The following is a 22,934-nucleotide window of genomic DNA, read 5'->3' on the forward strand; positions in this document are numbered from 1 at the left end:
ACGAGAACGACCATGAAAAAACTGATCCTCCCCGCATTGCTCGCAGGCCTCATGGCCTCCCCTGTGGTCTTTGCCGACCTGCCTGCCGCCATCAAGGACAAAGGCGAAATCACGGCGGCCATCGTGCCGAACTATCCGCCGATGGACTTCAAGGACACCAGCACCAATACCCTGACCGGCCTGGACGTCGATCTGGGCAACGCGCTGGCCGAGCGGCTGGGCGTGAAAATCAAATGGCAGGAAACGGCCTTCGAGCAGATGGTCAGCGGTTTGGTCACCAAGCGCTTCGACATCATCCTGTCGGGCATGACCGACACCGCCGAGCGCCAGAAGTCCGTGACATTCGTTGACTACTTCACCAGCGGTCCGCAGTTGTACACGCTGACCAAAAATGCCGAACTCAACCAGCTGACCGACCTGTGCGGCAAGAAAGTCGGTACCAGCCGCCGCACCACCTGGCCTGCTGAAATCGCGGCCTGGAGCAAGGAAAACTGCGAGGCCGCAGGCAAACCGGCCATTGTCGTGACGGGTTCCGAAGGTTCGGCCGACGCCCGCGCGCAACTGCGTCAGGGTCGTCTGGACGCCGCGATGCAGGGCAGCGAAACCATTCCTTACCTGATGTCGCAAGAGAAGGACACCTACAAGCCCATCGGTTTGGCGATCTCCAAACAGTTCACAGGCCTTGGCGTGAACAAGTCCAACCCCGAGCTGGCCAAGGCCATCGCGGACGCGTTGCAGGCGATGATCGATGACGGCACCTACGGCAAGATCCTGAAGAAATGGGAGCTGGAGCAGGGTGCGGTGGCCAGGATCGGTATGAACCAGGGGCAGTAATCCCTATGGGAGTCGGCTTTCTGGCGAAAGCGGTGGGTCATTCAGAAAGAAAGTGTCTGACACTCAGCATTCGCCAGCAAGCCGGCTCCCACACAGGTTTACGGCGCTCCATGAGATCGGCGCCAAGGCTTGAACAAGGACAAAATAACAACAGTGGTCACCTACTCCCTCGTCATCCGCCGCCTGATGGTCTGCTCGCTGACCATCGTCATGAGCCGGGCGATGACCAGCCCGTTACTCACGCTGTTCCTGAGCACGAAGCTGGGCCTGAACCAGCAGGATGTCGGGCTGCTGATGGGCATCGCGGTGTTTCTCGCAACCCTCCTGGGGCTTTACGGCGGCTACATCATCGACCGACTGGAAAAGCGCAAGCTGCTGATTCTGGCGATGCTCTCCAGCGCCATCGGCTTCACCCTGCTGACCTTCGCCCAGAACGTTTACCTGACCACGCTGACTCTGGTGCTCACCGAAACCGCGTCGGCGCTGTTCCTGATTGGCTCCAAGGCGATCATCAGCGAGAACCTGCCCATCGGCCAGCGCGCCAAGGTCTTTTCGTTGCGCTACACCCTGACCAACATCGGCTATGCCACAGGCCCCATGCTGGGCGTGGTAATTGCCGGGCAACTGCCGCTCGCGCCGTTCTTGATCGCCAGTGCCATCGCCTTCGGCAGCCTGTTTTTGATGATCGGCATCCCGCCAACGGTGACCCGCGGCAAAAACCAACCCCGCAGTTTTCTCGACACCCTCGCCACGCTCAAAAACGATCGCACGCTGATTCTGTTTACGGGCGGCAGCCTGCTCAGCACCATCGTTCACGGCCGCTACACCCTGTACCTGTCGCAATTTCTGCTGGTGACGCACGCCTCGGAGCAGGCGTTGAAAATCCTCTCAGCCGTACTGGCCTGCAACGCGATCACGGTCATCCTGATGCAGTATCAGATCGGTCGTTTCCTCAAACGCGAGCAACTGCCCTACTGGATTTGTCTGGGCACGGCCTTGTTCGCCCTTGGGCTGCTGGGCTTCAGCTGTGCCGAAACGACCCTGGCCTGGTGCGCGGCAATGTTCGTGTTCACGTTAGGCGAGATGATCATCTACCCCGCCGAATACCTGTTCGTTGACACCATCGCCCCGGACCACCTGCGCGGCAGCTATTTGGGCGCACAGAACCTCGCGGCTTTCGGTGGCGCCCTGAGCCCGGTGATTTGTGGTTATTTATTGATCAACTCACCTGCGCCAACGATGTTCTATGTATTGGCCTGCCTGACGGCGGTGGGCGGCACGTTGTGCTTTCTGGCGGGGCGAAATGCGCGATTGATGAATGCCGACGTTCCCCTCTGACCCTACTCATATGCGAATGGCCTTGCCCCTGTAGGAATGGGGCGCCTTCTGTAATTGTCACTTTTCAAATTCGCCCCAAACAGGCGAGTATGTCCGGCCTAGAGCTGTCGGTCTGAAAGGCCTTTACGAGACCACTTGCAAGCCTGTCCCAGACTGTCCTGATTTCCACTTCCCTGACGAAAAGGATATCGAGTAATGAACTACCGCATTCTTGGCCAATCCGGCCTCAAGGTTTCGACACTGACACTGGGTTCGATGATGTTCGGCGTGCAGACCGGCACCGAAGAGTCGCTGCGCATCATCGACAAGGCCTGGGACGAGGGCGTGAATTTCATCGACACGGCCAACGTCTACAACGCCGGGCGCTCCGAAGAGATCGTCGGCGAGGCCATCGCCAAGCGTCGCAGCGAATGGGTGCTGGCGACCAAAGTCGGCAGCAGTTCCGGCAACACTGCGCCCAACACCAGCGGCCTGAACCGCAAGCACATCTTCAACGAGATCGAATCCAGCCTGCGTCGGCTCGACACCGACTACATCGACATTCACTACCTGCACAAGGAAGACCACAGCACTCCGCTGGAGGTAACCGTCTCGGCCATTGGCGATCTGATTCGCGAGGGCAAGATTCGTTACTGGGGCGTGTCCAACTTCCGTGGCTGGCGTATCGCCGAAGTGGTCAACGTGGCCCAGCGCCTGGGCGTCGACAAACCGGTCATCAGCCAGCCGCTGTACAACATCGTCAACCGCCAGGCGGAACTTGAGCAGATCACCGCCGCCAAGTTCTACGGCTTGGGCGTGGTGCCTTACAGCCCACTGGCACGTGGAGTGCTCAGCGGCAAATACGCGCCGGACGTGACTCCGGATGCCAGCACCCGCGCCGGACGGCAGGACAAGCGGATTCTGGAAACGGAATGGCGCACCGAGTCGCTGCACATCGCGCAGAAGCTGCAGCAGTACACCAAGGACAAAGGCATAGGCCTGGTGGAGTTCGCCATTGCGTGGGTGTTGAACAACCAGGCCGTGACCTCGGCCATCGTCGGCCCGCGCACCGAGGAACAATGGGACAGCTACACCAAAGCCCTAAGTGTGAAAATTACGGCGGAAGATGAAGCCTTCATCGACTCGCTGGTGACACCGGGCCACGCCTCGACGCCTGGCTTCAACGATGTGCAGCATTTTGTGACGGGGCGGTATATCTAACCCAATAACCTTGTGAGAGTCGGCTTGCTGGCGAAGACCATAGGTCAGTCAACATCGTCAGCAAGTCGGACACAGAGCGTTTGTACCCAACCATAGAATCTCCCACAGCAGTGAGTACGCGCTCTATTCCCAAGGCGCAGGATCGCCAAACAACTGCCCTTGCACGCCCTGAATCCCCATCTCCCGCAACACGACAAACTCTCCTTCTGTCTCCACCCGTTCAGCAATCAACGGCAAATCAATACTGTGTGCCGCGCGCTGTATGGCCTCGATGAACAACCGTTTGTGCCGCTCCCGATCAATGGCGCGGATGTAACTGCCTTCGATTTTCAGGTACGCCAGCCCCAGGCTCGACAAATTGCCAATCATGCTGAAACGCCCGCCGAAGTGTTGCAGCGCAAGCGAGTAGCCCATCTCCCTCAGTTGCCTCGTCAGGTCTTCCAGCCCCTGCTGATCCGGCATCTGATCCTCGCTGATTTCCAGCACCAACCTTGAGGCCAGATGCGCATGGCGTTTGAGCAGCTCCATCGCTTCGCCTAGCGCGAAGGCGTCGCAAAGCGTGGCGGCAGAGAGGTTCAGGGCCAGTGTCTGATCGTGCCGGGGTAGCTGCTCGAAGACCGTTTCGAGCATCACCCGATCATGACGCGCCGACCAGCCAAAGCGCTCGATCCACGGCAGAAAGCGTCCCGCCGCAAGCGTTTGTGAATCCTCGTCGAACACCCGCGACAGCACCTTGAAATGCAACACGCGGCTGACATCGCTGGCGTCCATCACCGGCTGGAAGAACAGTTGAAAACGCCGCTCGGTCAGGGCCTGATCCAGCAGTTCGTACCAGGCGTGGTGGTCGTCTTCCAGACTTCCGACCGCGCTGTGCTCAATGCAATGCCAGATCGTCTCGCTCTGGGCCTCGGCCTGAGACAGCGCCTGATCTGCCAGCCCCAGCAGCGTCTGCGCCGAGTCTCCCGGACTGTATGGCGCCAGACCTATGTACGCCGCCGGGCTGACATCCGAGGCACCGGTACTGCGTAAACTGCTCAGGGCCGTTTCCAGCTCATGGGCCAGTTGCAGCGCCTCCTCTTTCACCAGTCCCGGTGCCAGCACCGCAAACTCGCCGCCACGAATCCGGCTGATCAAATGCCGCGCTTCGGCGTGATTGAAGCACTGTCGCACCAGCACATCGCTGACCGAGACCAGCAGTGCATCGGCTTTCTGGCCGCCCATTCGCTCATTCAGCCCGGCCAGATCGTTGATTCGCATCAGCAGCAGGTAGCCCGAACGCGTGTCTTCCACTTGGCTGACGTGCTCGTTGAGGCGCATGTCGAAATAGCGTCGGTTGGCGAGACCGGTAAGGCTGTCTTCGTAGCATTCGATCCGCAGTTTTTCCGTGCGCTCGGCCTGTTCCTGAAAAAGCGCCTTGAGCTTGTCGACCATCTGATTCATGGCCTGCACGACCCGGCGCAATTCCGGCGTGACCGGCAACTGCGGCACGCTCAAAAATTCGCGACGGCCAATGGCTTCGGACTGTTCGACCATGTAATCCAGCGGCTTGAGCTGGCGTCGCAACAGCCACGCCCCCAACAGAAAGCTGACAATCCCGCACAGCAGCAGCCACCCCAGATTGCCCAACGCGGCCTGCCACAGCTTGCCAATGGCGAACATTGGGTGGCTGACCACTTCGACCCGCGCCGCCGGGCGCCAGCCTCGGCTGACAATCGCGCTGGCCCCCGCAGGCTGCAATGCGATGAGCTTGATGAACCAGTCCGGCGCAGTGGCCGCAGGTACGGCATTGCGCTCGACAATGACCTTACCGGTGGCCGGGTTCACTACTCGAATACGCGCGTAATAGCCGCTGTCGAAAATCGAGCTGACCATCAGGTCCATCATGGTCGGATCATCCACCGAAGGCTTCAACGACAACGCCAGTGCGGTGGCCGCGTCCTGCGCGTGGGAGCGCAACTGGTTGACGTACTGATCGCGGGAGCTTTCCAGGCTGACCATGAAGCCACCGCTAAAGGCGACGACCATGAACAGGCAGATGGCGATCAACAGCTGTTTGAACAGGGTCATGGGCGAATCCTTGTTCTGGCAAATGGCTCAGGGCGTGTTGCCCTCGACCGGAAAACCTTCGGCTTTCATCTTGTTCAACACGTCCTGCCAGCGGGACAGCTGTTTGATATCCCCCGCGATGCTGTTGCTGCCAAACGTGGCGTCCGTAGCGTCCGGCAACCACACGCCCTCGCCATTGAAGGCGTACACCGGCAGCAGATCCTTACGTGCGTCGGCGCGCTCAATGGTGTCGGTCAGGCTGTCGAGCACCAGCGGCTCGCCGTCGGCATCCGGGTAATACGTCAGCACCATGTGCGCGCGTTCCGGGTTGAGCACCTTGACGTAGGTGATCAGCAGTTTGTCCGCAGGCATGCCCGACTGCCGCAAGCTGAAATACTTGGCGATGGCGAAGTCCTCGCAGTCACCCGCGCCTTTCCACAGCGCTTGGACGGGCGTCGCCCAATAGTCGTCCATGTGCCACAAATCGATGTCTTCGACGTAGCGCAACTCTTGGTTGAAAAACTGGTTAACGCGCTGCAACAGCTCAAGATCATTGCCCGGTTTACGCCCTGCGAGCATCGCCCTCCACTCATCGATCCGGTGCCGCCCCTCCGTTGCCGGGCCGTACAGTGCTGTCGCCCGGCGCGTGATCAATGAAAAGTCCCAATCGGCATTTGCCAGACTCGCCACTACGACACTCGCCAGCAATACCTGGCAGAGCGTGCGCGCAAGCCGGTCAACAGCGAAATGGATCGCCAATGCGGTCAGTCCAAAGGGGTCGACGGGAGGTACTCGCTGACGAGGCTCCAACCGAGGAAAATAATGGCATCTGGCGATCATTGGCTTGCGAATCAATGACTTCGATTGTCTGCGCACGTGAGCGTTGGAATGCCGCGTTCAGGCGACCGTTTTCCGACGCCTCGTATCGCTCAAAGGATAGAACACCCCACGCACATGAACGCCATAAAGCCTTGTAGAATGCGCTCCGCCGCAGCCAGGTCAGAGATGTTTCAAAGTTTGACAAGGCCGAATACGGCCTCTAGTGTTCCATTGGATCCAATGTCTGGTCAGCAAAGAAGAAGTGACGATGCGCAGGGCTGAAAAAGAACAATTTCTGCGGGAAATCCTCGGTAGCGAGCAACCGCCCGCGCATTTGGCGCGCGGGGTGATCGAGGAAAAATTGCGCGCAGCGATACTCGACGGGCGTCTCCCGGCGGGCGTTGCCCTGCGTCAGCAAGAGCTGGCCACACTGTTTGGCGTCAGTCGCATGCCCGTGCGCGAAGCCTTGCGCCAGTTGGAAGCCCAGTCGCTGCTGCGGGTCGAAACACACAAAGGCGCTGTCGTCGCGCCACTGATCAACGAAGACGCCACCGATGCCTACGCACTGCGCATTCTGCTGGAATCCGAGGCGCTACGGCAGTCGATTCCCCTGCTGACCGCCGATGACATCCAGACCGCTCGCGGCTACATCGAACAGCTCGAAATCGAAACCGATTATTCGAAGATGGGCACGCTCAACCGCCTCTTCCACATGACGCTATACTCCCGGGCCACCAACAAGCGTCTGCTCAAGCTGGTGGAAGACGGGCTGAACGAGGAGGAGCGTTTTCTGCGCTTCAACCTCAAATACATGGGGTTGGGCAAGCTGTCCCAGCACGACCACTATGAATTGCTGCGCATGGCTGAAGCCGGTGACGCCAAATCCACCATCGACGCCCTGGCTCACCATTTGAATCGTGGTGTGGCGGCCATCAACACGTATTTGAATAGCCGACCTGCGGAAGTCGCCAAACCCGCCTCGGCGTCAAGGAAGCGCGCCCTCACCCAATGAGGGTTCGACGGTCGTGAGCGGCGACAGCTCACGATCCAGCATCGCCCCCCCTGCTTGCGGCCGCCATTGGTCGGATGAGGCACGGGGTTATTGAGCATCGGATACGCGATGCCAGCGCCGAAGGACCCGGCCCCACGGATATCAGTAGTCTGCCCACGCAGGCTTGGGGAACCCCCTGTGTACGCTGAAAAAAGCAAATGGCTGATGGTGGTCAATTCCGGACAGCCCGTCAGGACGCGCCTGATCTGCTTCCCCCACGCGGGCGGCGATCCGGAGCAGTTTCGTGAATGGTCCGAAGGCCTGGCCGACCATATCGAGCTGGTCACCCTGCGTCTGCCAGGCCACGGCAGTCGCCTCAAGGAAACGCCTTACGATCAGTGGGCGCCGTTGCTGGAAGATACCTTCCTGGCGCTACAGCCCTACCTTACCGAACCTCACGCGTTCTATGGCCATAGCTTCGGCGGACGAGTCGCGTACGAGATGGCGCGTCTGGCGCAATCTCACTATCCCGGTCTGACCCGCCATCTCTTCATCTCCGGCTGTCGCAGTCCCGACAGCCGCCAGCCGACGCCTTACCTGCACACCTTGCCCAAAGACGACTTCATCCAGGCTTTGATCAAACTGGGCGTCGCGCAGGAGTCCATGCTGCACGACAAGAAACTGATGCGCCTGTTCGAACCGGTGATACGCAGCGACCTGAAGCTTTCGGAATTATGGTCTCACTGCCCTGATGGAGGCCTGGACATCCCGTTGACCGCGCTTTACGGCAGTGACGACCCGGTCGATACCGCCACCAGCATGATGAACTGGCGCGAGTTTACCCGCCGCGAGTTCGAATTGATTGAAGTGCGCGGCAGTCATAATTTCCTCATCTCGCAGCGCGATCGCCTGCTGCACATTATCAACACCCACCTGGGCCTGCTCGACGTCTGACCCTCCCCGACACACATCCCCCTCGGCAAACACATCCCTCCTTAGCAGTCCGGCTTGCCGGCGGCAGCGATCTCACATTCGCCACCGCAGGCAAGCCATGTCTGCTACACACCCTCATCTAACGTGAAATCTGCCCACGCCAGCCGAGCGCAGTTTTCGGTTTCAGGCACACTCGGGCAGTGAACCCCCTGCTGTCGGTTCCGCAAACGCAATTCTCATGGAGCAGCGAAAGGAGCAGTGCCAGGGCGCAGACGTAATGAGGGATGTCCATCTACGTCGCCCACAAAAATCCTTCTACAGCGATTATTCAGTTAACGCGCAATGCCGAACGAGGCATTCGTTCATTATTATCAATTCTGGCCCAATTGAGTCGGAAGGGTTGCGCTCACCCAAATAAAACTCTGGACCGAAGTTTTATCAGGACACTTCACGCCCGGTTTTATATACGTAAAAAATTATTAAAAAGTGTTTGCGAACGAATTAACAAGTGAATTAACGTTTTCTCGTCGCCCCACAGACGACAGCGCAGCCCTTCATACACGGGCCGCACAGCAAAGGCTTGTTCCGACTTCCACGTACCAAGCCTGTTATTGACAACGACCATTAAACGAAAGAACTGTTCGTCGCTCGCGCTCGCCCATCGGTTAGGCAGGCCCTTATTTGGCGCTCTCAATTCGTCCAATTAATGCTTGACCGATTTCAATAAGCGCCAAGGCTTGAACAGGAAACTTTAACTTCAAGGACGTCACAATGAGCATTCAAAAACAATTGCTAACCCGCAAGAAATTCGAATTAAGCGCCCATCCAATCTTCTCCGAAATTGATTCAATTGACGTTCTTCGGCGCTTCATGGAGGCACACGTTTTTGCGGTCTGGGACTTCATGTCGCTGACCAAGCGACTGCAGCAGGAACTGACCTGCACCCGCTTGCCCTGGTTGCCGCCCAAAGACCCGAAAGCCGCACGTCTGATCAACGAAATCGTCTTGGGCGAGGAATCCGATGATCGTCTCGATCACGGTCATTACAGCCATTTCGAACTGTATCTGGACGCCATGCGCGAAGTTGGCGCCAGTACGGCGCGAATCGAACGCTTCGTCGAGCTGCAAAAGGAAGGCGTTCACTACCAAACCGCGCTGGAGCGAGTAAAAGCGGGCAAGGCCGAAGCCTGCTTCGTTCGGGACACACTGGATATCGCCCTCAACGCCCCCGCCCACAGCGTCGCCGCAGCGTTTTTGCATGGCCGCGAGAGCGTCATCCCGCAGATGTTCCAGCGCATCCTCGACGACTGGGGCATCACCGCCAATCAAGCGCCAACCTTCCGCTACTACCTGGAACGTCACATCGAAGTTGATTCCGAGGACCACGGCCCGGCAGCCGAATCACTGCTGGCGCGCCTCGTCGACGGCGATGGGCAACGCGAGCAACAAGTCTACGAAGCAGCCATCGCCGCCGTGGAAAGCCGCATTGCGCTGTGGGACGCCCTGCGCGTGAGCATGCGCGAACCGGCACTTGAGGTCAGCGCGTAAGCGCCTGCCAATCCCCTCAGCCAAGAACACAAGGACGACATCATGAGAGCCGAAGATTACCTGTCCTTTGCCGATGCCTGGGAAGGTCGCGCAACGATCCGCACCCGCCCGCGCCGCATCGTCGAGAACGACGCCAAACTCATCTATCCGCTGAGCCGCCAACCGTTGGTGCTGAGCGACACGTTCACCCGCGAATGCCCGCATTTGCGTGACTTTGCGCTGATCCAGAGCCTGTACAAATTCATCAACGACGTGGTGATTTTCGAGACGGAAATCGTCGACAAGACCGCCCGCAGCATCGCCAAGGACAACTTCGCGATCCGCTTTCCCTTCGCCTGCCGCTACGACGCCATGACCGTTGTGGTCGACGAGGATTATCACGCGCTGGTGGCCATGGACTTCATGCAGCAGACCATCGCCCTGACCGGTATTCAGCCCGTCCACCTGCCGCTGGAAATAGAATTGAGCCGGGCGATTCCCGCTGCGCTGGCATTGGCGCCCGATCATCTGCGCAGCGCTGTCGAGCTGATCTGCGTGGCCATTGCCGAAAACACCGTGACCAATGATGTCGCCGCGTTCGCCAAGGACGACACGGTCAAACAATCAGTCAAGGGCCTGATGGCCGATCACCTGCTCGACGAAGGTCGCCATTCGGGCTTCTGGGCGCGTCTGGTGCGCATCTACTGGAACGCCGCGCCTGAAGAGGACCGGCAAACCATCGCGCACATCATGCCGGTGTTCATTGCTCAATATTTGACCAATGACATTCAGAAAGGCTTCGACTTCGTGCTCATCGATCACTTGGACGTCACCGAATCGGTCAAACAGGCGTTGCGGGAGGAAGCCCAGGCGATGTGCTTCCCGATCAATCGGCATCACCCGCTGGTGGGCAATATCGTGCGGTTCTTCAAGACCAGCTCGATGCTCGATTCGACCTGTGTTCAACACGCCCTCGCTGACTATTTGCCCGTGGGAGGTGTGCAATGAAACGCCTGGCGATTGTGCTCATCGGCCACAGTCGGGCGTTGAGCGAACTGTGCGCGGCGCTCGACAGCCATGGCCACCAGATCCACGCATTGACCGACGCTCAAGCGCTGGAAAGCAGCCCATTGAGCGACGTATCGATGCTCATCGAAGACGGCACGCTGGAATTGTCGAGCGCCCGATTGCACGCCTTCAAGACCGCCGTCCATCTTGGATTGCGAGTCGGCCTGACGCCCAGCATGCACGCGGGGCTGCCGCAGGTTGAATGGCTGTGCTGGTATGGGTCGGCCACTGCGCAACGTCTGATTGTGCGGGAGTCGGTGCCTGTCGAGCCTTCGGGCAACGGTCGCCAGTTGCGCGACAGCGCGGTGGCGGCGCTGATCGACAGCATTGCGTTGCAGGTCAGCCGCTTTTCTCGCGACCCCGAGCACTTCATCCGGAGCGAACGGGTCGAGCCGCCCCGCAGTGAATGGCAGGAAGGCATGCAGAAGCTGGACCGGCTGGCCTTCGAGCACCGCTTCAATCACACCGCTGAGCCTCATCTGCTGAACATCGCTCAGTCGTCTCTGGTTGCGCGACTGGACCGCAGTTTCAGTCAATTTGGCGAACGCTGTGCACTGGAAATCGACGGTCAACACATTCGCTACGACACGCTGCGCGCCCAGGCGGTGGCTATCCAGCAACGCATGACGGCGTTGCTGGATCAGGTCGAAAACCAACCGTTGGTGATCGGCATCTGCCTGCCCAAGTCCACTGCGCTGTTTGCCGGGATTCTGGCCGTTCTGGGGTACGGCGCGGTTTATCTGCCCCTCGACCCCAGCCAGCCCTTGCAGCGCCAGCAGTACATTCTGGAAAACGCAAAAGCGGCGTTGCTGCTGCACGACGGTCAACACCCTTTGGCCGACTCATGCGTACCGGGGCTGAACATCTGCGACATCGCCCCCACGCCAACGTCTCAGTCCTTGATGCGACGGGAGCCTGAAATCAATGCGCCGTGCATGGCGCTGTACACCTCGGGCACCACCGGGCATCCCAAGGGCGTGATGCTCAGTCAGCACAACCTCAGTCATTTCACGGCCTGGTACGCGGACTATGTCAGCCTCAGCGAGCACAGTCGGGTATTGCAGTTCTCGACCTTGAGTTTCGATTCATCGGTGATCGACATCTTCCCGACCCTGCTCAGCGGCGCCGAACTGGTGGTCGCCAACGAGGATCAACGACGCGATCCGCTGCAACTGGTCGAGCTGCTGGGCCAGAACCTCAGCCATGCCTTTCTGCCGCCTGCGCTGCTGAGCATTCTGCCGCTGGATACGCCGCTGACGCTCCAGCACCTGTGCACAGGCGGCGACGTCTGCGAGCCGTATGTCATCGAGCGGTTGGCGTCGCAGTGCGCGTTCCACAATTTGTACGGCCCGACCGAAGCCACGGTGCTGATCACCGCCGGGCAATTTCAGCCCGGTAGTAGCAACCGCAACCTTGGGCGCCCCATCGCCAACAGTCAATTGCTGATTCTGGACGAGCAGCTACAGCCGGTTGCCGAGCAAACGCCGGGCGAGTTGTACATCGTCGGGCCGGGCGTGGGGCTGGGTTACATCCATAACCCGGCGCTCACCACCGAGCGCTATGTGCACATCAATCTGGGTGACGGCGAGACCTTGCGCGCCTATCGCACGGGCGACATCGGCAAATGGACTGACGAGGGCATTGAGCTGTCGGGCCGTCGAGACAATCAGGTGAAAATTCGCGGATTCCGGGTTGAACCGGAAGAAATCGAACATTGCCTGCGCGACAGCCAACTGTATCGCCAAGTCGCCGTGGTGGTGGATGAGCAGCGCCGGATCCTAGCCTTTCTCGCCCAGCCCCACGGCGTCGAACCTGATGCCGCTCGCCATCGGCTGAAGACCCACGTCGAACGCCTGCTGCCCGATTACATGCGCCCGGCGGCCTATACGGAGCTTGCGAACATGCCGTTCGCGAACAACGGCAAGATCGATCGCAAAGCCTTGCTGCAATTGCCGATCAATCTGATCGAACAGGCGCCCCGCCGTCAGCCGGAAACTGAAAATGAACGCCTGTTGCTGCCGCTGTGGGCGGATTTACTGGAGGTGCCGCCGGGCGACATTTCCACTGATGAAAGCTTCTTCAATCTGGGTGGCCATTCGATTCTGCTTTCGCAGATGCTGCTGGGGATTCGCGAGCGTTTCGGGCGCAGCGTCCCGATCAACCGCTTCATCGAGTCGCCCACGCTGATCAATCTGGCGTCACTGCTCGATACCGAAGGTGCGTCGACCTGGACCGTCAGCCCTCAAGCGATCAACGACGCGACCACCCCCATCGACCTGCCGATAATGCCGGTGGGCAAGTTGGGGGATGTGCACAAGGTCATCCTCACTGGGGCCAACGGCTTTCTCGGCGTGCACATCGTTGAGGCGTTGCTGGCGTGGGGTGCGACCGAAGTGGCGTGCCTGGTGCGTGAGGGCAACGGGCTGACCGCGCAGGACCGTTTCGTCGAATCGCTGCGCGAGAATCGATTGGAACATCTGGACTTGAGTCGGGTGCGCGTCTACGCAGCCGATGTCACTCGGCCGCAACTGGGCCTGAGCGACGAGGTGTACGAGCGGCTTGATCGTGAGTTCGGCGCGCTGGTGCACAACGCCGCGAACGTCAATCACGTTCAGGATTACGAAACGCTGGCCAAAGACAACGTCGCGCCGATCTTCGAATGCCTGCGCCTGTGCGAAGGTCGCAGCAAAAAGGTGTTCAACTTCGTCTCGACACTCTCGGCCTCCAGCGCCGTTGACGCCGATGGCAATGTGCTGGAGGCGCCCGCCGCCGACACCCCGCCGATCTACATCAAGAACGGCTACAACCTGTCCAAGTGGGTCGCCGAACGCATTCTGCAGCAGACCCGAGAACAGGGCGCGTGGGTCAACATTTATCGCCCCGGCAACATCGCGTTCAACAGCGTCACGGGTGTCTGTCAGCCGCACAAAAATCGTTTGATGTTGATGCTCAAAGGCTCGATGCAGTTGGGGCAAGTCCCCGATTTCTCGATGACTTTCGACCTCATGCCCGTGGACTTCCTCGCCCGTTTCATCGGCTTCCACAGCAGCCGTTATCAACCCGCCCGCGCCGTGTTCAACCTGCACAACCCCGAGCCTTTGAGCTGGAGCGGTTACGTCGACGCGTTCCGTGAAGCCGGGCGCGAATTCGAGATGGTCAGCGTTGCGCACTGGCAGACCCAACTGAGCCGGGTCGACAGCCAGAACGCACTGTTTGGCGTGCTCGGCTTTTACCTGGACGGCTTCGAGGAAGACATCGGCGACATCTCGATGATCGCCTACCAGAACGCCCTCGCCGGAGTGCAGCGCATGGGCGAACGCTATCCGCAAAAATCCCCGGCGCTGCTGCGCAAGGGCTGCGACTACCTGAAAGAAATCGACTTCATCTGAACGCAACACCCCACGTACGTAATGGAGAACGACATGAACGCAATCGACACCCTCGTCAACCTGAAACCCGACACGCTGGTGGCCAACCCGGTCGGCGCTCCTGTAGTGGCCTCAGTGACAGTGGCCGCTGAGGCACGGAAAGTCTGGGAAGTCGTCGGTAATTTTGGCGGCTTCGACAAGTTTGTCCTCGCACTGAAGAGCATCGACGTCATTGGCAACGGCGTCGGCGCCATTCGCCACAAGCGCTTCAGGGAGGGCGGACTTGAGGTGGTCGAGCAACTGAACTCGCGCAATGACAAAGCGTTTTCAATGACCTGGACCACGATCTACAACAACCTCGGTGTCGGCAATCTCTGGGCGTCAATGACGGTGACGCCGGGTAGCGGCAACAACAGCGTCGCCACCTGGACAATCGTGGCGGAGCCCGCTGCCGGCAACCCAATGAACGCCGATGAGTTTCGCGCGTTCCTGCAGGGGTTTGCTGATGAGGCCATGGGGAATGTGCAGAAGCTGTTTGGCTAATACACCATAGGGCTGCTGTGGCTGAACAAGCCCTGAACTGTACCTGTGGGAGTGAGCATGCTCACGAATGCGGTGGCCCTGTCGCTGTTGCAGTGCCTGGACTGATGCTTTCGTGAGCAAGCTCACTCCCACAAACCTCCGCAGATACGAGTATGCAAATGTTGCAAATCATCAACCACCCCAACACAATGCGACTAATTATCATTTGAGCAGCGCTGGGGATGGCGCGTATCGATGCCCTCTTGCGACGCGACCCTGCGTACCCTCTACAGCGATCACCACGGCTGGCTCAACGGCTGGCTGCGCAGCAAGCTGGGTAACGCCGCCGATGCCGCCGATCTGGCCCAAGACACCTTCGTTCGTTTGATCAATCGCAGCGAACGGCTGGAGCTGAAAGCGCCTAGAGCGTTTCTGCGCACAGTCGCACGAGGCCTGGTCATCGACCATTGGCGTCGTGAAGAACTGGAACGTGCCTATCTCGAAGCCCTCGCCCAGTTGCCCGAGCACGAAACACCTTCGCCGGAATCCCGTGAACTGGTATTCGAGTTGCTGGAAAGCATCGCCAAAATGCTCGACGGACTCAAACCCAAGGTACGTCGGGCCTTTCTGCTGGCCCAGTGCGAAGGCATACCGTACAAGCAGATCGCCGAGCAGATGAGCATTTCCGTGCGGTCAGTCGAACGCTACGTCGCCGATGCGCTGTATCACTGCTATCAGTTGCGGTATGGCGAATGAGCCAGGCATCGGCGCGAGACCATCAACCCTCTCCAGTCGTGGTGCGCCAGGCCATCGAATGGATGATGCGCTTGAACAACCACTCGGCGAGTCCACGCATGCGTCAACGCTGTGAACAATGGCGTGTTGCACACCCCGATCACGAATGCGCCTGGCAGCGTGTCGTGGCGATGAATGCCGATTTGCACAGCCGCTTTCAGGCATTACCTGCCGGTGGTGCGGTGTTTGATGCGCTGGAAAACAGCGCCCAGCGACTGGGCCGCAGGCAGGCGTTGAAGCTGTTGTCAGGGGTTTTAGTCGTGGGGGCGAGCGCGTACCTGGCCAGAGATGTAGTCCCTTGGCAGCAGTGGAGCGCTGATTTCTCTACCGGTGTCGGGGAACGCAGAGGGATCGTGCTGACGGATGGCACGCGCCTGCGGCTCAATACCGACACAGCTGTGGATCAGGATTTCAGTCCAACCCAGCGCCTGATTCGGTTGAACAAGGGCGAAATTCTCGTCAGATGTAGTGCCGATGCACAGAGCGCCACATCAAGGCCATTACTGGTCAGTTGTCGACACGGGGTGTTCGAGGGACAGTCGGCGCGTTTCGTGGTTCGTCAGGAGTCGGACCATACGCGGCTCAGTGTGACCGAGGGAAGCGTGCTGATCCGCTCGCCGGGTGCGGGTTCGGTGACCGTTCAGGCAGGTCAAAGCTACTCCGTGAATGGACAGCGAGTGGAACGGATACCCCAACTGGACATGGACCCCGGCGCTTGGGCTGACGGCCTGATCGTCACGCGCAACATGCGGCTGGATGACTTCCTCGCCGAAGTTTCGCGCTATCGTCATGGCTACTTGGGCTGCACGCAAGACATCGCCGATTTGCGCCTGTCCGGCGTGTTCCGCCTGGAAGATACCGACAAGCTGCTGGCCATGTTGCCGCAAACACTACCGGTACAACTCAAGTACCGCACGCGTTGGTGGGTGACGCTGCAACGCAACGCATGACGTTCAATTATTTTTGGCGGGTTTCGTTCGCAAGTCCGGCTTAGAGATCAGTACCCCTACTCTCACCGAACTCAACGGAACCCGCAATGACCCGGCTTCAGTGTGCAATGCAGTCCCCTCAGACATACGCTTCAGGCGCAGTCAAACCCTCCCTGCTTGGTTCAGCCATCCGCGCCGCGCTGATTTCCACCACGCTGTCCGCTGGCGTACTGCCCCTGCATGCGTTAGCGGCCGATACGCCAGCCGTCGTCAATCCGGCGCGCAGTTATTCAATCCCGGCAGGTTCATTAGGCGATGCGCTGAACCAGTTCGCGCGCCAGGCCGACATCATGCTCTCGGCCACACCAGAACAGACTGTCGGGCTTAGGTCCCCAGGCCTTCAAGGCAGTTACTCCAACGATCAAGCCCTGGCCATTTTGTTGGGCGGCAGCGGTCTGCAAGCGGTCAGTCAGGACGGCAGCAGCTATGTGTTGCGCAGTGTCAGTGATCAGGCGATGGCATTGCCCAGCACCGACGTGCGCGGCTTCGCATTGGGTAACGCGCTGGGCAGCATGGAGGGCTACAACGCGACCCACAGCCAGATCGCGACCAAAACCAGCACCCCACTGCTGGAGACGTCGCAATCGGTATCAGTCGTGACCCGCGAGCAGATGGACGATCAGGGCGCACAGACCGTTGCTCAGGCCATGCGTTACACGCCGGGTGTGCTGACCAACCCCTATGGCGCGACGCACCGTTACGATTATGTGGCGATGCGCGGCTTCAACGACGGGTCGGTGGACAACATTTACCTCGACGGCCTGAAGTCCATGGGGGATAGCGGCACGTACAGCACGATGCAGGTCGATCCATATTTCCTCGAACGCGTCGATATCCTCAAGGGACCCTCATCAGTTTTGTATGGCCGCAGTTCGCCGGGTGGTCTGGTCGCACTGACCAGCAAGAAGCCGCTGTATGAGCCCTATCACCAAATTCAAGCCACTGTTGGGTCCAACAACCAGCGTGGTGTGGGCTTTGACTTCAGCGGCCCTGTGGATGACGACAAAAGCATTGCCTATCGTCTGGTGGGCCTGACCGATAAATCCGATACCCAGTTCGATAACGCATCAGAGAAGCGCTACGCATTAGCCCCCACACTGAGCATCGACTTCACCGAAGATACATCGTTGACACTCCAGGCCTATCTGCAACATGACCCCGAAGGCGGCTACCACGGCGGCAACCCGGCAGACGGCGTGCTGCATCAGCGCAATGGGCAGCGGATCTCTGAGCACTTCTTTGAGGGTGAACCGGGGATTGATGGCTACAGCCGTAATCAGCAATCCTTCAGCTATCAATTCGAACACCGCTTCAACGAGGTCTTCACCGCTCGCCAGAACTTCCGCTATCTGGATTCGAAAGTGAGTCTGGATCAGGTCTACAGCTACGGCTGGACGAGCCCTACGAGTAATGAGTTGAATCGCTACTACTCGGGTGCGAATGAACACCTGCATTCGTACATCGTCGACAACATGCTGCAAGCGGACTTCTTTACCGGTCCGGTCAAACACACCACCCTGGTGGGCGCGGATTACCAGCGTCGCAAGACAGTCGTCGACTGGCAGAGCGGCTCACTGGCGCCGATCAACGCATTCAACCCGGTGTACGGCAACTCGCAGATCACCTATTACGACCCAACCAGTTACCTGCGCCGTCTGGAGCAGACCGGCATGTACGCGCAAGATTTGATCGAATGGGACAAATGGCGCTTCTCGTTGGGCCTGCGTCATGACTGGGTTGAGACTTCCGACGAAAACCGTATCGCCGAGTTTGGGCGCCCTGAAGGCACCGAGATCAGTGACAAGCGCACCAAAACCACTGGCCGCGCCGGGGTGCTCTATTTGTTCGATAACGGCATTGCGCCGTATCTCAGCTATTCCGAGTCGTTCAACCCCAATTCGTATTCGGATAGTGCAGGCAACCCGCTCGCGCCTACTGATGGCAAGCAATGGGAAGCAGGTATCAAGTATCAGCCACCGGGCACCGACAACTTGTTCACGGCCTCAGTGTTCCGCATCGATCAGGAAAATCTGGCGACGAAGCTGCCCCAAGAGAACTTCTATCGCGCAATCGGTGCGGTTCGCTCTCAAGGACTGGAACTCGAAGCCCATGTCCAGCTCACTGACAATTTGAAGCTTCTGGGTAGCTATACGCTGACGGATATTGACTATTCCAAATCAATGCCCAGCACTGTGAGCGACGTGAATAACAAAGGCAATTCGCCGACTCAGGCACCCAAACATATGGCGTCGATATGGGGTGACTACCGGTTCAACAGTGGAGTACTCGATGGGCTGCGTCTGGGCACAGGTTTGCGCTATGTAGGTTCGAGTTGGGTCGACGCCGAGAACACCCTGAAGGTGCCTTCCTACACGCTATGGGACGCTTCGGTGGGGTACGACTTGAGCAAGGTGGGTCTGAAGGGTGTTGATGTGCGGCTCAATGCAAACAACCTCACCAACGAGAGTTACGTCGCGTCGTGCGCCAGCCTGAACTTCTGCTACATGGGTGAAGAACGCAACGTCAGTGCGACGGTGAGTTACCAGTTCTAAAAGCTGCGACTGCTGACCCCAGCCAGCCTTTGGCAGCAGAGGCTGGCTTTTTTGTCTCGCTAATTTATGAGCCTCCGAAACGACAAAACCCCTGTCTGCGTTAGCAGACAGGGGTTTCGGAATTTAATCTTGACGATGACCTACTCTCACATGGGGAAACCCCACACTACCATCGGCGATGCATCGTTTCACTTCTGAGTTCGGGATGGGATCAGGTGGTTCCAATGCTCTATGGTCGTCAAGAAATTCTGTAGCCGATCCGTTACCAGGTAACGTGTCAGCGAAATTCGGTGACCTTCACTTATAAAGACAAAACCCCGTCTGCTTTCGCAAACGGGGTTCTGCAATTGAATCTTGACGATGACCTACTCTCACATGGGGAAACCCCACACTACCATCGGCGATGTATCGTTTCACTTCTGAGTTCGGGATGGGATCAGGTGGTTCCAACACTCTATGGTCGTCAAGAAATTCGGTGTGCCGACTCGTCTTCCGACGCTTCAGCAAATCAGGTATGTGATATCCGTTCGTGACGCAAACTCTCGGTTCGTGTCGTCTCCACAGTCACCGCAATCCGGCCCTTGGCTCAAATTGCTTGGGTGTTATATGGTCAAGCCTCACGGGCAATTAGTATGGGTTAGCTCAACGCCTCACAGCGCTTACACACCCCACCTATCAACGTCGTAGTCTTCGACGGCCCTTCAGGGAACTCAAGGTTCCAGTGAGATCTCATCTTGAGGCAAGTTTCCCGCTTAGATGCTTTCAGCGGTTATCTTTTCCGAACATAGCTACCCGGCAATGCCACTGGCGTGACAACCGGAACACCAGAGGTTCGTCCACTCCGGTCCTCTCGTACTAGGAGCAGCCCCTCTCAAATCTCAAACGTCCACGGCAGATAGGGACCGAACTGTCTCACGACGTTCTAAACCCAGCTCGCGTACCACTTTAAATGGCGAACAGCCATACCCTTGGGACCGGCTTCAGCCCCAGGATGTGATGAGCCGACATCGAGGTGCCAAACACCGCCGTCGATATGAACTCTTGGGCGGTATCAGCCTGTTATCCCCGGAGTACCTTTTATCCGTTGAGCGATGGCCCTTCCATACAGAACCACCGGATCACTAAGACCTACTTTCGTACCTGCTCGACGTGTCTGTCTCGCAGTCAAGCGCGCTTTTGCCTTTATACTCTGCGACCGATTTCCGACCGGTCTGAGCGCACCTTCGTACTCCTCCGTTACTCTTTAGGAGGAGACCGCCCCAGTCAAACTACCCACCATACACTGTCCTCGATCCGGATGACGGACCTGAGTTAGAACCTCAAAGTTGCCAGGGTGGTATTTCAAGGATGGCTCCACGCAAACTGGCGTTCACGCTTCAAAGCCTCCCACCTATCCTACACAAGCAAATTCAAAGTCCAGTGCAAAGCTATAGTAAAGGTTCACGGGGTCTTTCCGTCTAGCCGCGGATACACTGCATCTTCACAGCGATTTCAATTTCACTGAGTCTCGGGTGGAGACAGCGCCGCCATCGTTACGCCATTCGTGCAGGTCGGAACTTACCCGACAAGGAATTTCGCTACCTTAGGACCGTTATAGTTACGGCCGCCGTTTACCGGGGCTTCGATCAAGAGCTTCGCTTTCGCTAACCCCATCAATTAACCTTCCGGCACCGGGCAGGCGTCACACCCTATACGTCCACTTTCGTGTTTGCAGAGTGCTGTGTTTTTAATAAACAGTCGCAGCGGCCTGGTATCTTCGACCGGCATGGGCTTACGGAGCAAGTCCTTCACCCTCACCGGCGCACCTTCTCCCGAAGTTACGGTGCCATTTTGCCTAGTTCCTTCACCCGAGTTCTCTCAAGCGCCTTGGTATTCTCTACCTAACCACCTGTGTCGGTTTGGGGTACGGTTCCCGATTATCTGAAGCTTAGAAGCTTTTCTTGGAAGCATGGCATCAACCACTTCGTGTTCGAAAGAACACTCGTCATCAGCTCTCGGCCTTGAAACCCCGGATTTACCTAAGATTTCAGCCTACCACCTTAAACCTGGACAACCAACGCCAGGCTGGCCTAGCCTTCTCCGTCCCTCCATCGCAATAACCGGAAGTACAGGAATATTAACCTGTTTTCCATCGACTACGCTTTTCAGCCTCGCCTTAGGGACCGACTAACCCTGCGTCGATTAACGTTGCGCAGGAAACCTTGGTCTTTCGGCGTGGGTGTTTTTCACACCCATTGTCGTTACTCATGTCAGCATTCGCACTTCTGATACCTCCAGCAAGCTTCTCAACTCACCTTCACAGGCTTACAGAACGCTCCTCTACCGCATCACCTAAGTGATACCCGTAGCTTCGGTGCATGGTTTGAGCCCCGTTACATCTTCCGCGCAGGCCGACTCGACTAGTGAGCTATTACGCTTTCTTTAAAGGGTGGCTGCTTCTAAGCCAACCTCCTAGCTGTCTAAGCCTTCCCACATCGTTTCCCACTTAACCATGACTTTGGGACCTTAGCTGACGGTCTGGGTTGTTTCCCTTTTCACGACGGACGTTAGCACCCGCCGTGTGTCTCCCATGCTCGGCACTTGTAGGTATTCGGAGTTTGCATCGGTTTGGTAAGTCGGGATGACCCCTAGCCGAAACAGTGCTCTACCCCCTACAGTGATACATGAGGCGCTACCTAAATAGCTTTCGAGGAGAACCAGCTATCTCCGAGCTTGATTAGCCTTTCACTCCGATCCACAGGTCATCCGCTAACTTTTCAACGGTAGTCGGTTCGGTCCTCCAGTCAGTGTTACCTAACCTTCAACCTGCCCATGGATAGATCGCCCGGTTTCGGGTCTATTCCCAGCGACTAGACGCCCTATTAAGACTCGCTTTCGCTACGCCTCCCCTATTCGGTTAAGCTCGCCACTGAAAATAAGTCGCTGACCCATTATACAAAAGGTACGCAGTCACCTAACAAAGTAGGCTCCCACTGCTTGTACACATACGGTTTCAGGATCTATTTCACTCCGCTCTCCGCGGTTCTTTTCGCCTTTCCCTCACGGTACTGGTTCACTATCGGTCAGTCAGTAGTATTTAGCCTTGGAGGATGGTCCCCCCATGTTCAGACAAGGTTTCTCGTGCCCCGTCCTACTCGATTTCATTGACAAGAGGTTTTCGCGTACAGGGCTATCACCCACTATGGCCGCACTTTCCAGAGCGTTCCGCTAACCTCAAATCAACTTAAGGGCTGGTCCCCGTTCGCTCGCCACTACTAAGGGAATCTCGGTTGATTTCTTTTCCTCAGGGTACTTAGATGTTTCAGTTCCCCTGGTTCGCCTCTTGCACCTATGTATTCAGTGCAAGATAACGGTCTTGTGACCGCTGGGTTCCCCCATTCAGACATCTCCGGATCACAGTCTGTTTGCCGACTCCCCGAAGCTTTTCGCAGGCTACCACGTCTTTCATCGCCTCTGACTGCCAAGGCATCCACCGTATGCGCTTCTTCACTTGACCATATAACCCCAAGCAATCTGGTTATACTGTGAAGACGACATTCGCCGAAAGTTTGCTATTCACAAACTTTACCTTAGCCTGAAGTTCCACCAGTGAAAGTGGCCTTCAGTCTATCTTTCTATCACATACCCGAATTTTTAAAGAACGATCTGATCAAAGACCAGAAATCAACATTCATCATCAGCCTGATGGAATGCTCATTTCTAAGCTTTAAGCAACACAAGCAGCGGCAAACCAGTAAATGGTGGAGCCAAGCGGGATCGAACCGCTGACCTCCTGCGTGCAAGGCAGGCGCTCTCCCAGCTGAGCTATGGCCCCAGGGAACTGGTAGGTCTGGGCAGATTTGAACTGCCGACCTCACCCTTATCAGGGGTGCGCTCTAACCAACTGAGCTACAGACCTATTAAAGGCTCTGCTTATCGTCTTCTTCAATGAATCAAGCAATTCGTGTGGGAA

The 22,934-nt window shown here is 57.8% G+C and carries 14 protein-coding genes, 2 tRNA genes and 3 rRNA genes; 12 read left to right on the forward strand and 7 right to left on the reverse strand.

The window, feature by feature from the left end; all coding sequences use genetic code 11:
* Window positions 1-12: 12 nt before the first annotated feature.
* From ACI5GA_RS15540 to ACI5GA_RS15550, 3 genes are all read left to right on the forward strand, one after another.
* Complete coding sequence (locus ACI5GA_RS15540; RefSeq protein WP_404636982.1) at window positions 13-834, forward strand: ABC transporter substrate-binding protein; 822 nt, start codon at window positions 13-15, stop codon at window positions 832-834.
* A gap of 153 nt (window positions 835-987) precedes the next feature.
* Complete coding sequence (locus tag ACI5GA_RS15545; protein ID WP_404637026.1) at window positions 988-2,172, forward strand: MFS transporter; 1,185 nt, start codon at window positions 988-990, stop codon at window positions 2,170-2,172.
* A 195-nt stretch (window positions 2,173-2,367) separates the two neighbouring features.
* Window positions 2,368-3,372: an aldo/keto reductase gene (locus ACI5GA_RS15550; RefSeq protein ID WP_404636984.1), complete on the forward strand. Its 1,005-nt coding sequence runs from the start codon at window positions 2,368-2,370 to the stop codon at window positions 3,370-3,372.
* 123 nt (window positions 3,373-3,495) lie between these two features.
* Here the strand turns inward: ACI5GA_RS15550 and lapD are convergent, their stop codons facing one another.
* Together lapD and lapG are read right to left on the reverse strand one after the other, a co-directional pair.
* A complete protein-coding gene (gene lapD / locus ACI5GA_RS15555) occupies window positions 3,496-5,439 on the reverse strand; it encodes a cyclic di-GMP receptor LapD (protein WP_421423310.1) in 1,944 nt (647 codons plus the stop codon).
* 27 nt (window positions 5,440-5,466) lie between these two features.
* Complete coding sequence (gene lapG, locus ACI5GA_RS15560) at window positions 5,467-6,177, reverse strand: cysteine protease LapG (RefSeq protein WP_421423312.1); 711 nt, start codon at window positions 6,175-6,177, stop codon at window positions 5,467-5,469.
* 328 nt (window positions 6,178-6,505) lie between these two features.
* Between lapG and ACI5GA_RS15565 the strand changes: the two genes are divergently transcribed.
* From ACI5GA_RS15565 to ACI5GA_RS15605, 9 genes are all read left to right on the forward strand, one after another.
* Entirely contained in the window at window positions 6,506-7,249 is a 744-nt protein-coding gene (locus ACI5GA_RS15565; protein ID WP_404636990.1) for a GntR family transcriptional regulator, read from the forward strand.
* Between the two features lie 177 nt (window positions 7,250-7,426).
* Entirely contained in the window at window positions 7,427-8,182 is a 756-nt protein-coding gene (locus ACI5GA_RS15570) for a thioesterase II family protein (RefSeq protein ID WP_421423314.1), read from the forward strand.
* A 750-nt stretch (window positions 8,183-8,932) separates the two neighbouring features.
* The gene (locus tag ACI5GA_RS15575) at window positions 8,933-9,709 is read left to right on the forward strand and encodes a DUF3050 domain-containing protein (RefSeq protein WP_404636994.1); all 777 of its coding nucleotides are present in this window, start codon (window positions 8,933-8,935) and stop codon (window positions 9,707-9,709) included.
* A gap of 42 nt (window positions 9,710-9,751) precedes the next feature.
* Entirely contained in the window at window positions 9,752-10,696 is a 945-nt protein-coding gene (locus tag ACI5GA_RS15580; protein ID WP_421423316.1) for a diiron oxygenase, read from the forward strand.
* Window positions 10,693-14,145 carry a non-ribosomal peptide synthetase gene (locus tag ACI5GA_RS15585; protein WP_421423318.1) on the forward strand — a complete coding sequence of 1,151 codons (3,453 nt, stop codon included), beginning with the start codon at window positions 10,693-10,695 and terminating at the stop codon, window positions 14,143-14,145. The genes ACI5GA_RS15580 and ACI5GA_RS15585 overlap by 4 nt, the downstream gene beginning before the upstream one ends.
* A gap of 33 nt (window positions 14,146-14,178) precedes the next feature.
* The gene (locus tag ACI5GA_RS15590) at window positions 14,179-14,667 is read left to right on the forward strand and encodes an SRPBCC family protein (RefSeq protein ID WP_421423319.1); all 489 of its coding nucleotides are present in this window, start codon (window positions 14,179-14,181) and stop codon (window positions 14,665-14,667) included.
* A 234-nt stretch (window positions 14,668-14,901) separates the two neighbouring features.
* Window positions 14,902-15,402 (forward strand): sigma-70 family RNA polymerase sigma factor, encoded by a 501-nt coding sequence (locus ACI5GA_RS15595; protein WP_421423320.1) that lies wholly within the window; start codon window positions 14,902-14,904, stop codon window positions 15,400-15,402.
* A complete protein-coding gene (locus ACI5GA_RS15600) occupies window positions 15,399-16,391 on the forward strand; it encodes a FecR domain-containing protein (RefSeq protein WP_421423321.1) in 993 nt (330 codons plus the stop codon). The genes ACI5GA_RS15595 and ACI5GA_RS15600 overlap by 4 nt, the downstream gene beginning before the upstream one ends.
* Window positions 16,392-16,498: 107 nt before the next feature.
* Window positions 16,499-18,982 carry a TonB-dependent siderophore receptor gene (locus ACI5GA_RS15605; RefSeq protein ID WP_421425484.1) on the forward strand — a complete coding sequence of 828 codons (2,484 nt, stop codon included), beginning with the start codon at window positions 16,499-16,501 and terminating at the stop codon, window positions 18,980-18,982.
* Window positions 18,983-19,109: 127 nt separating this feature from the next.
* Here ACI5GA_RS15605 and rrf (ACI5GA_RS15610) read toward each other — a convergent pair.
* The 5 genes from rrf (ACI5GA_RS15610) to ACI5GA_RS15630 all read right to left on the reverse strand — a co-directional run bounded on the left by rrf (ACI5GA_RS15610) (window position 19,110) and on the right by ACI5GA_RS15630 (window position 22,880).
* Window positions 19,110-19,225 (reverse strand): 5S ribosomal RNA (gene rrf / locus ACI5GA_RS15610).
* Window positions 19,226-19,334: 109 nt separating this feature from the next.
* Window positions 19,335-19,450: ribosomal RNA gene (gene rrf / locus ACI5GA_RS15615) — 5S ribosomal RNA — on the reverse strand.
* 138 nt (window positions 19,451-19,588) lie between these two features.
* Window positions 19,589-22,478, reverse strand: a 23S ribosomal RNA gene (locus tag ACI5GA_RS15620).
* A 242-nt stretch (window positions 22,479-22,720) separates the two neighbouring features.
* Window positions 22,721-22,796 (reverse strand) — tRNA-Ala (locus ACI5GA_RS15625).
* A gap of 7 nt (window positions 22,797-22,803) precedes the next feature.
* Window positions 22,804-22,880 (reverse strand) — tRNA-Ile (locus ACI5GA_RS15630).
* Between the last annotated feature and the right edge of the window lie 54 nt (window positions 22,881-22,934).

The sequence above is a fragment of the Pseudomonas sp. Pseu.R1 genome, assembly GCF_045764065.1.
In the GTDB taxonomy this organism is placed as follows: domain Bacteria; phylum Pseudomonadota; class Gammaproteobacteria; order Pseudomonadales; family Pseudomonadaceae; genus Aquipseudomonas.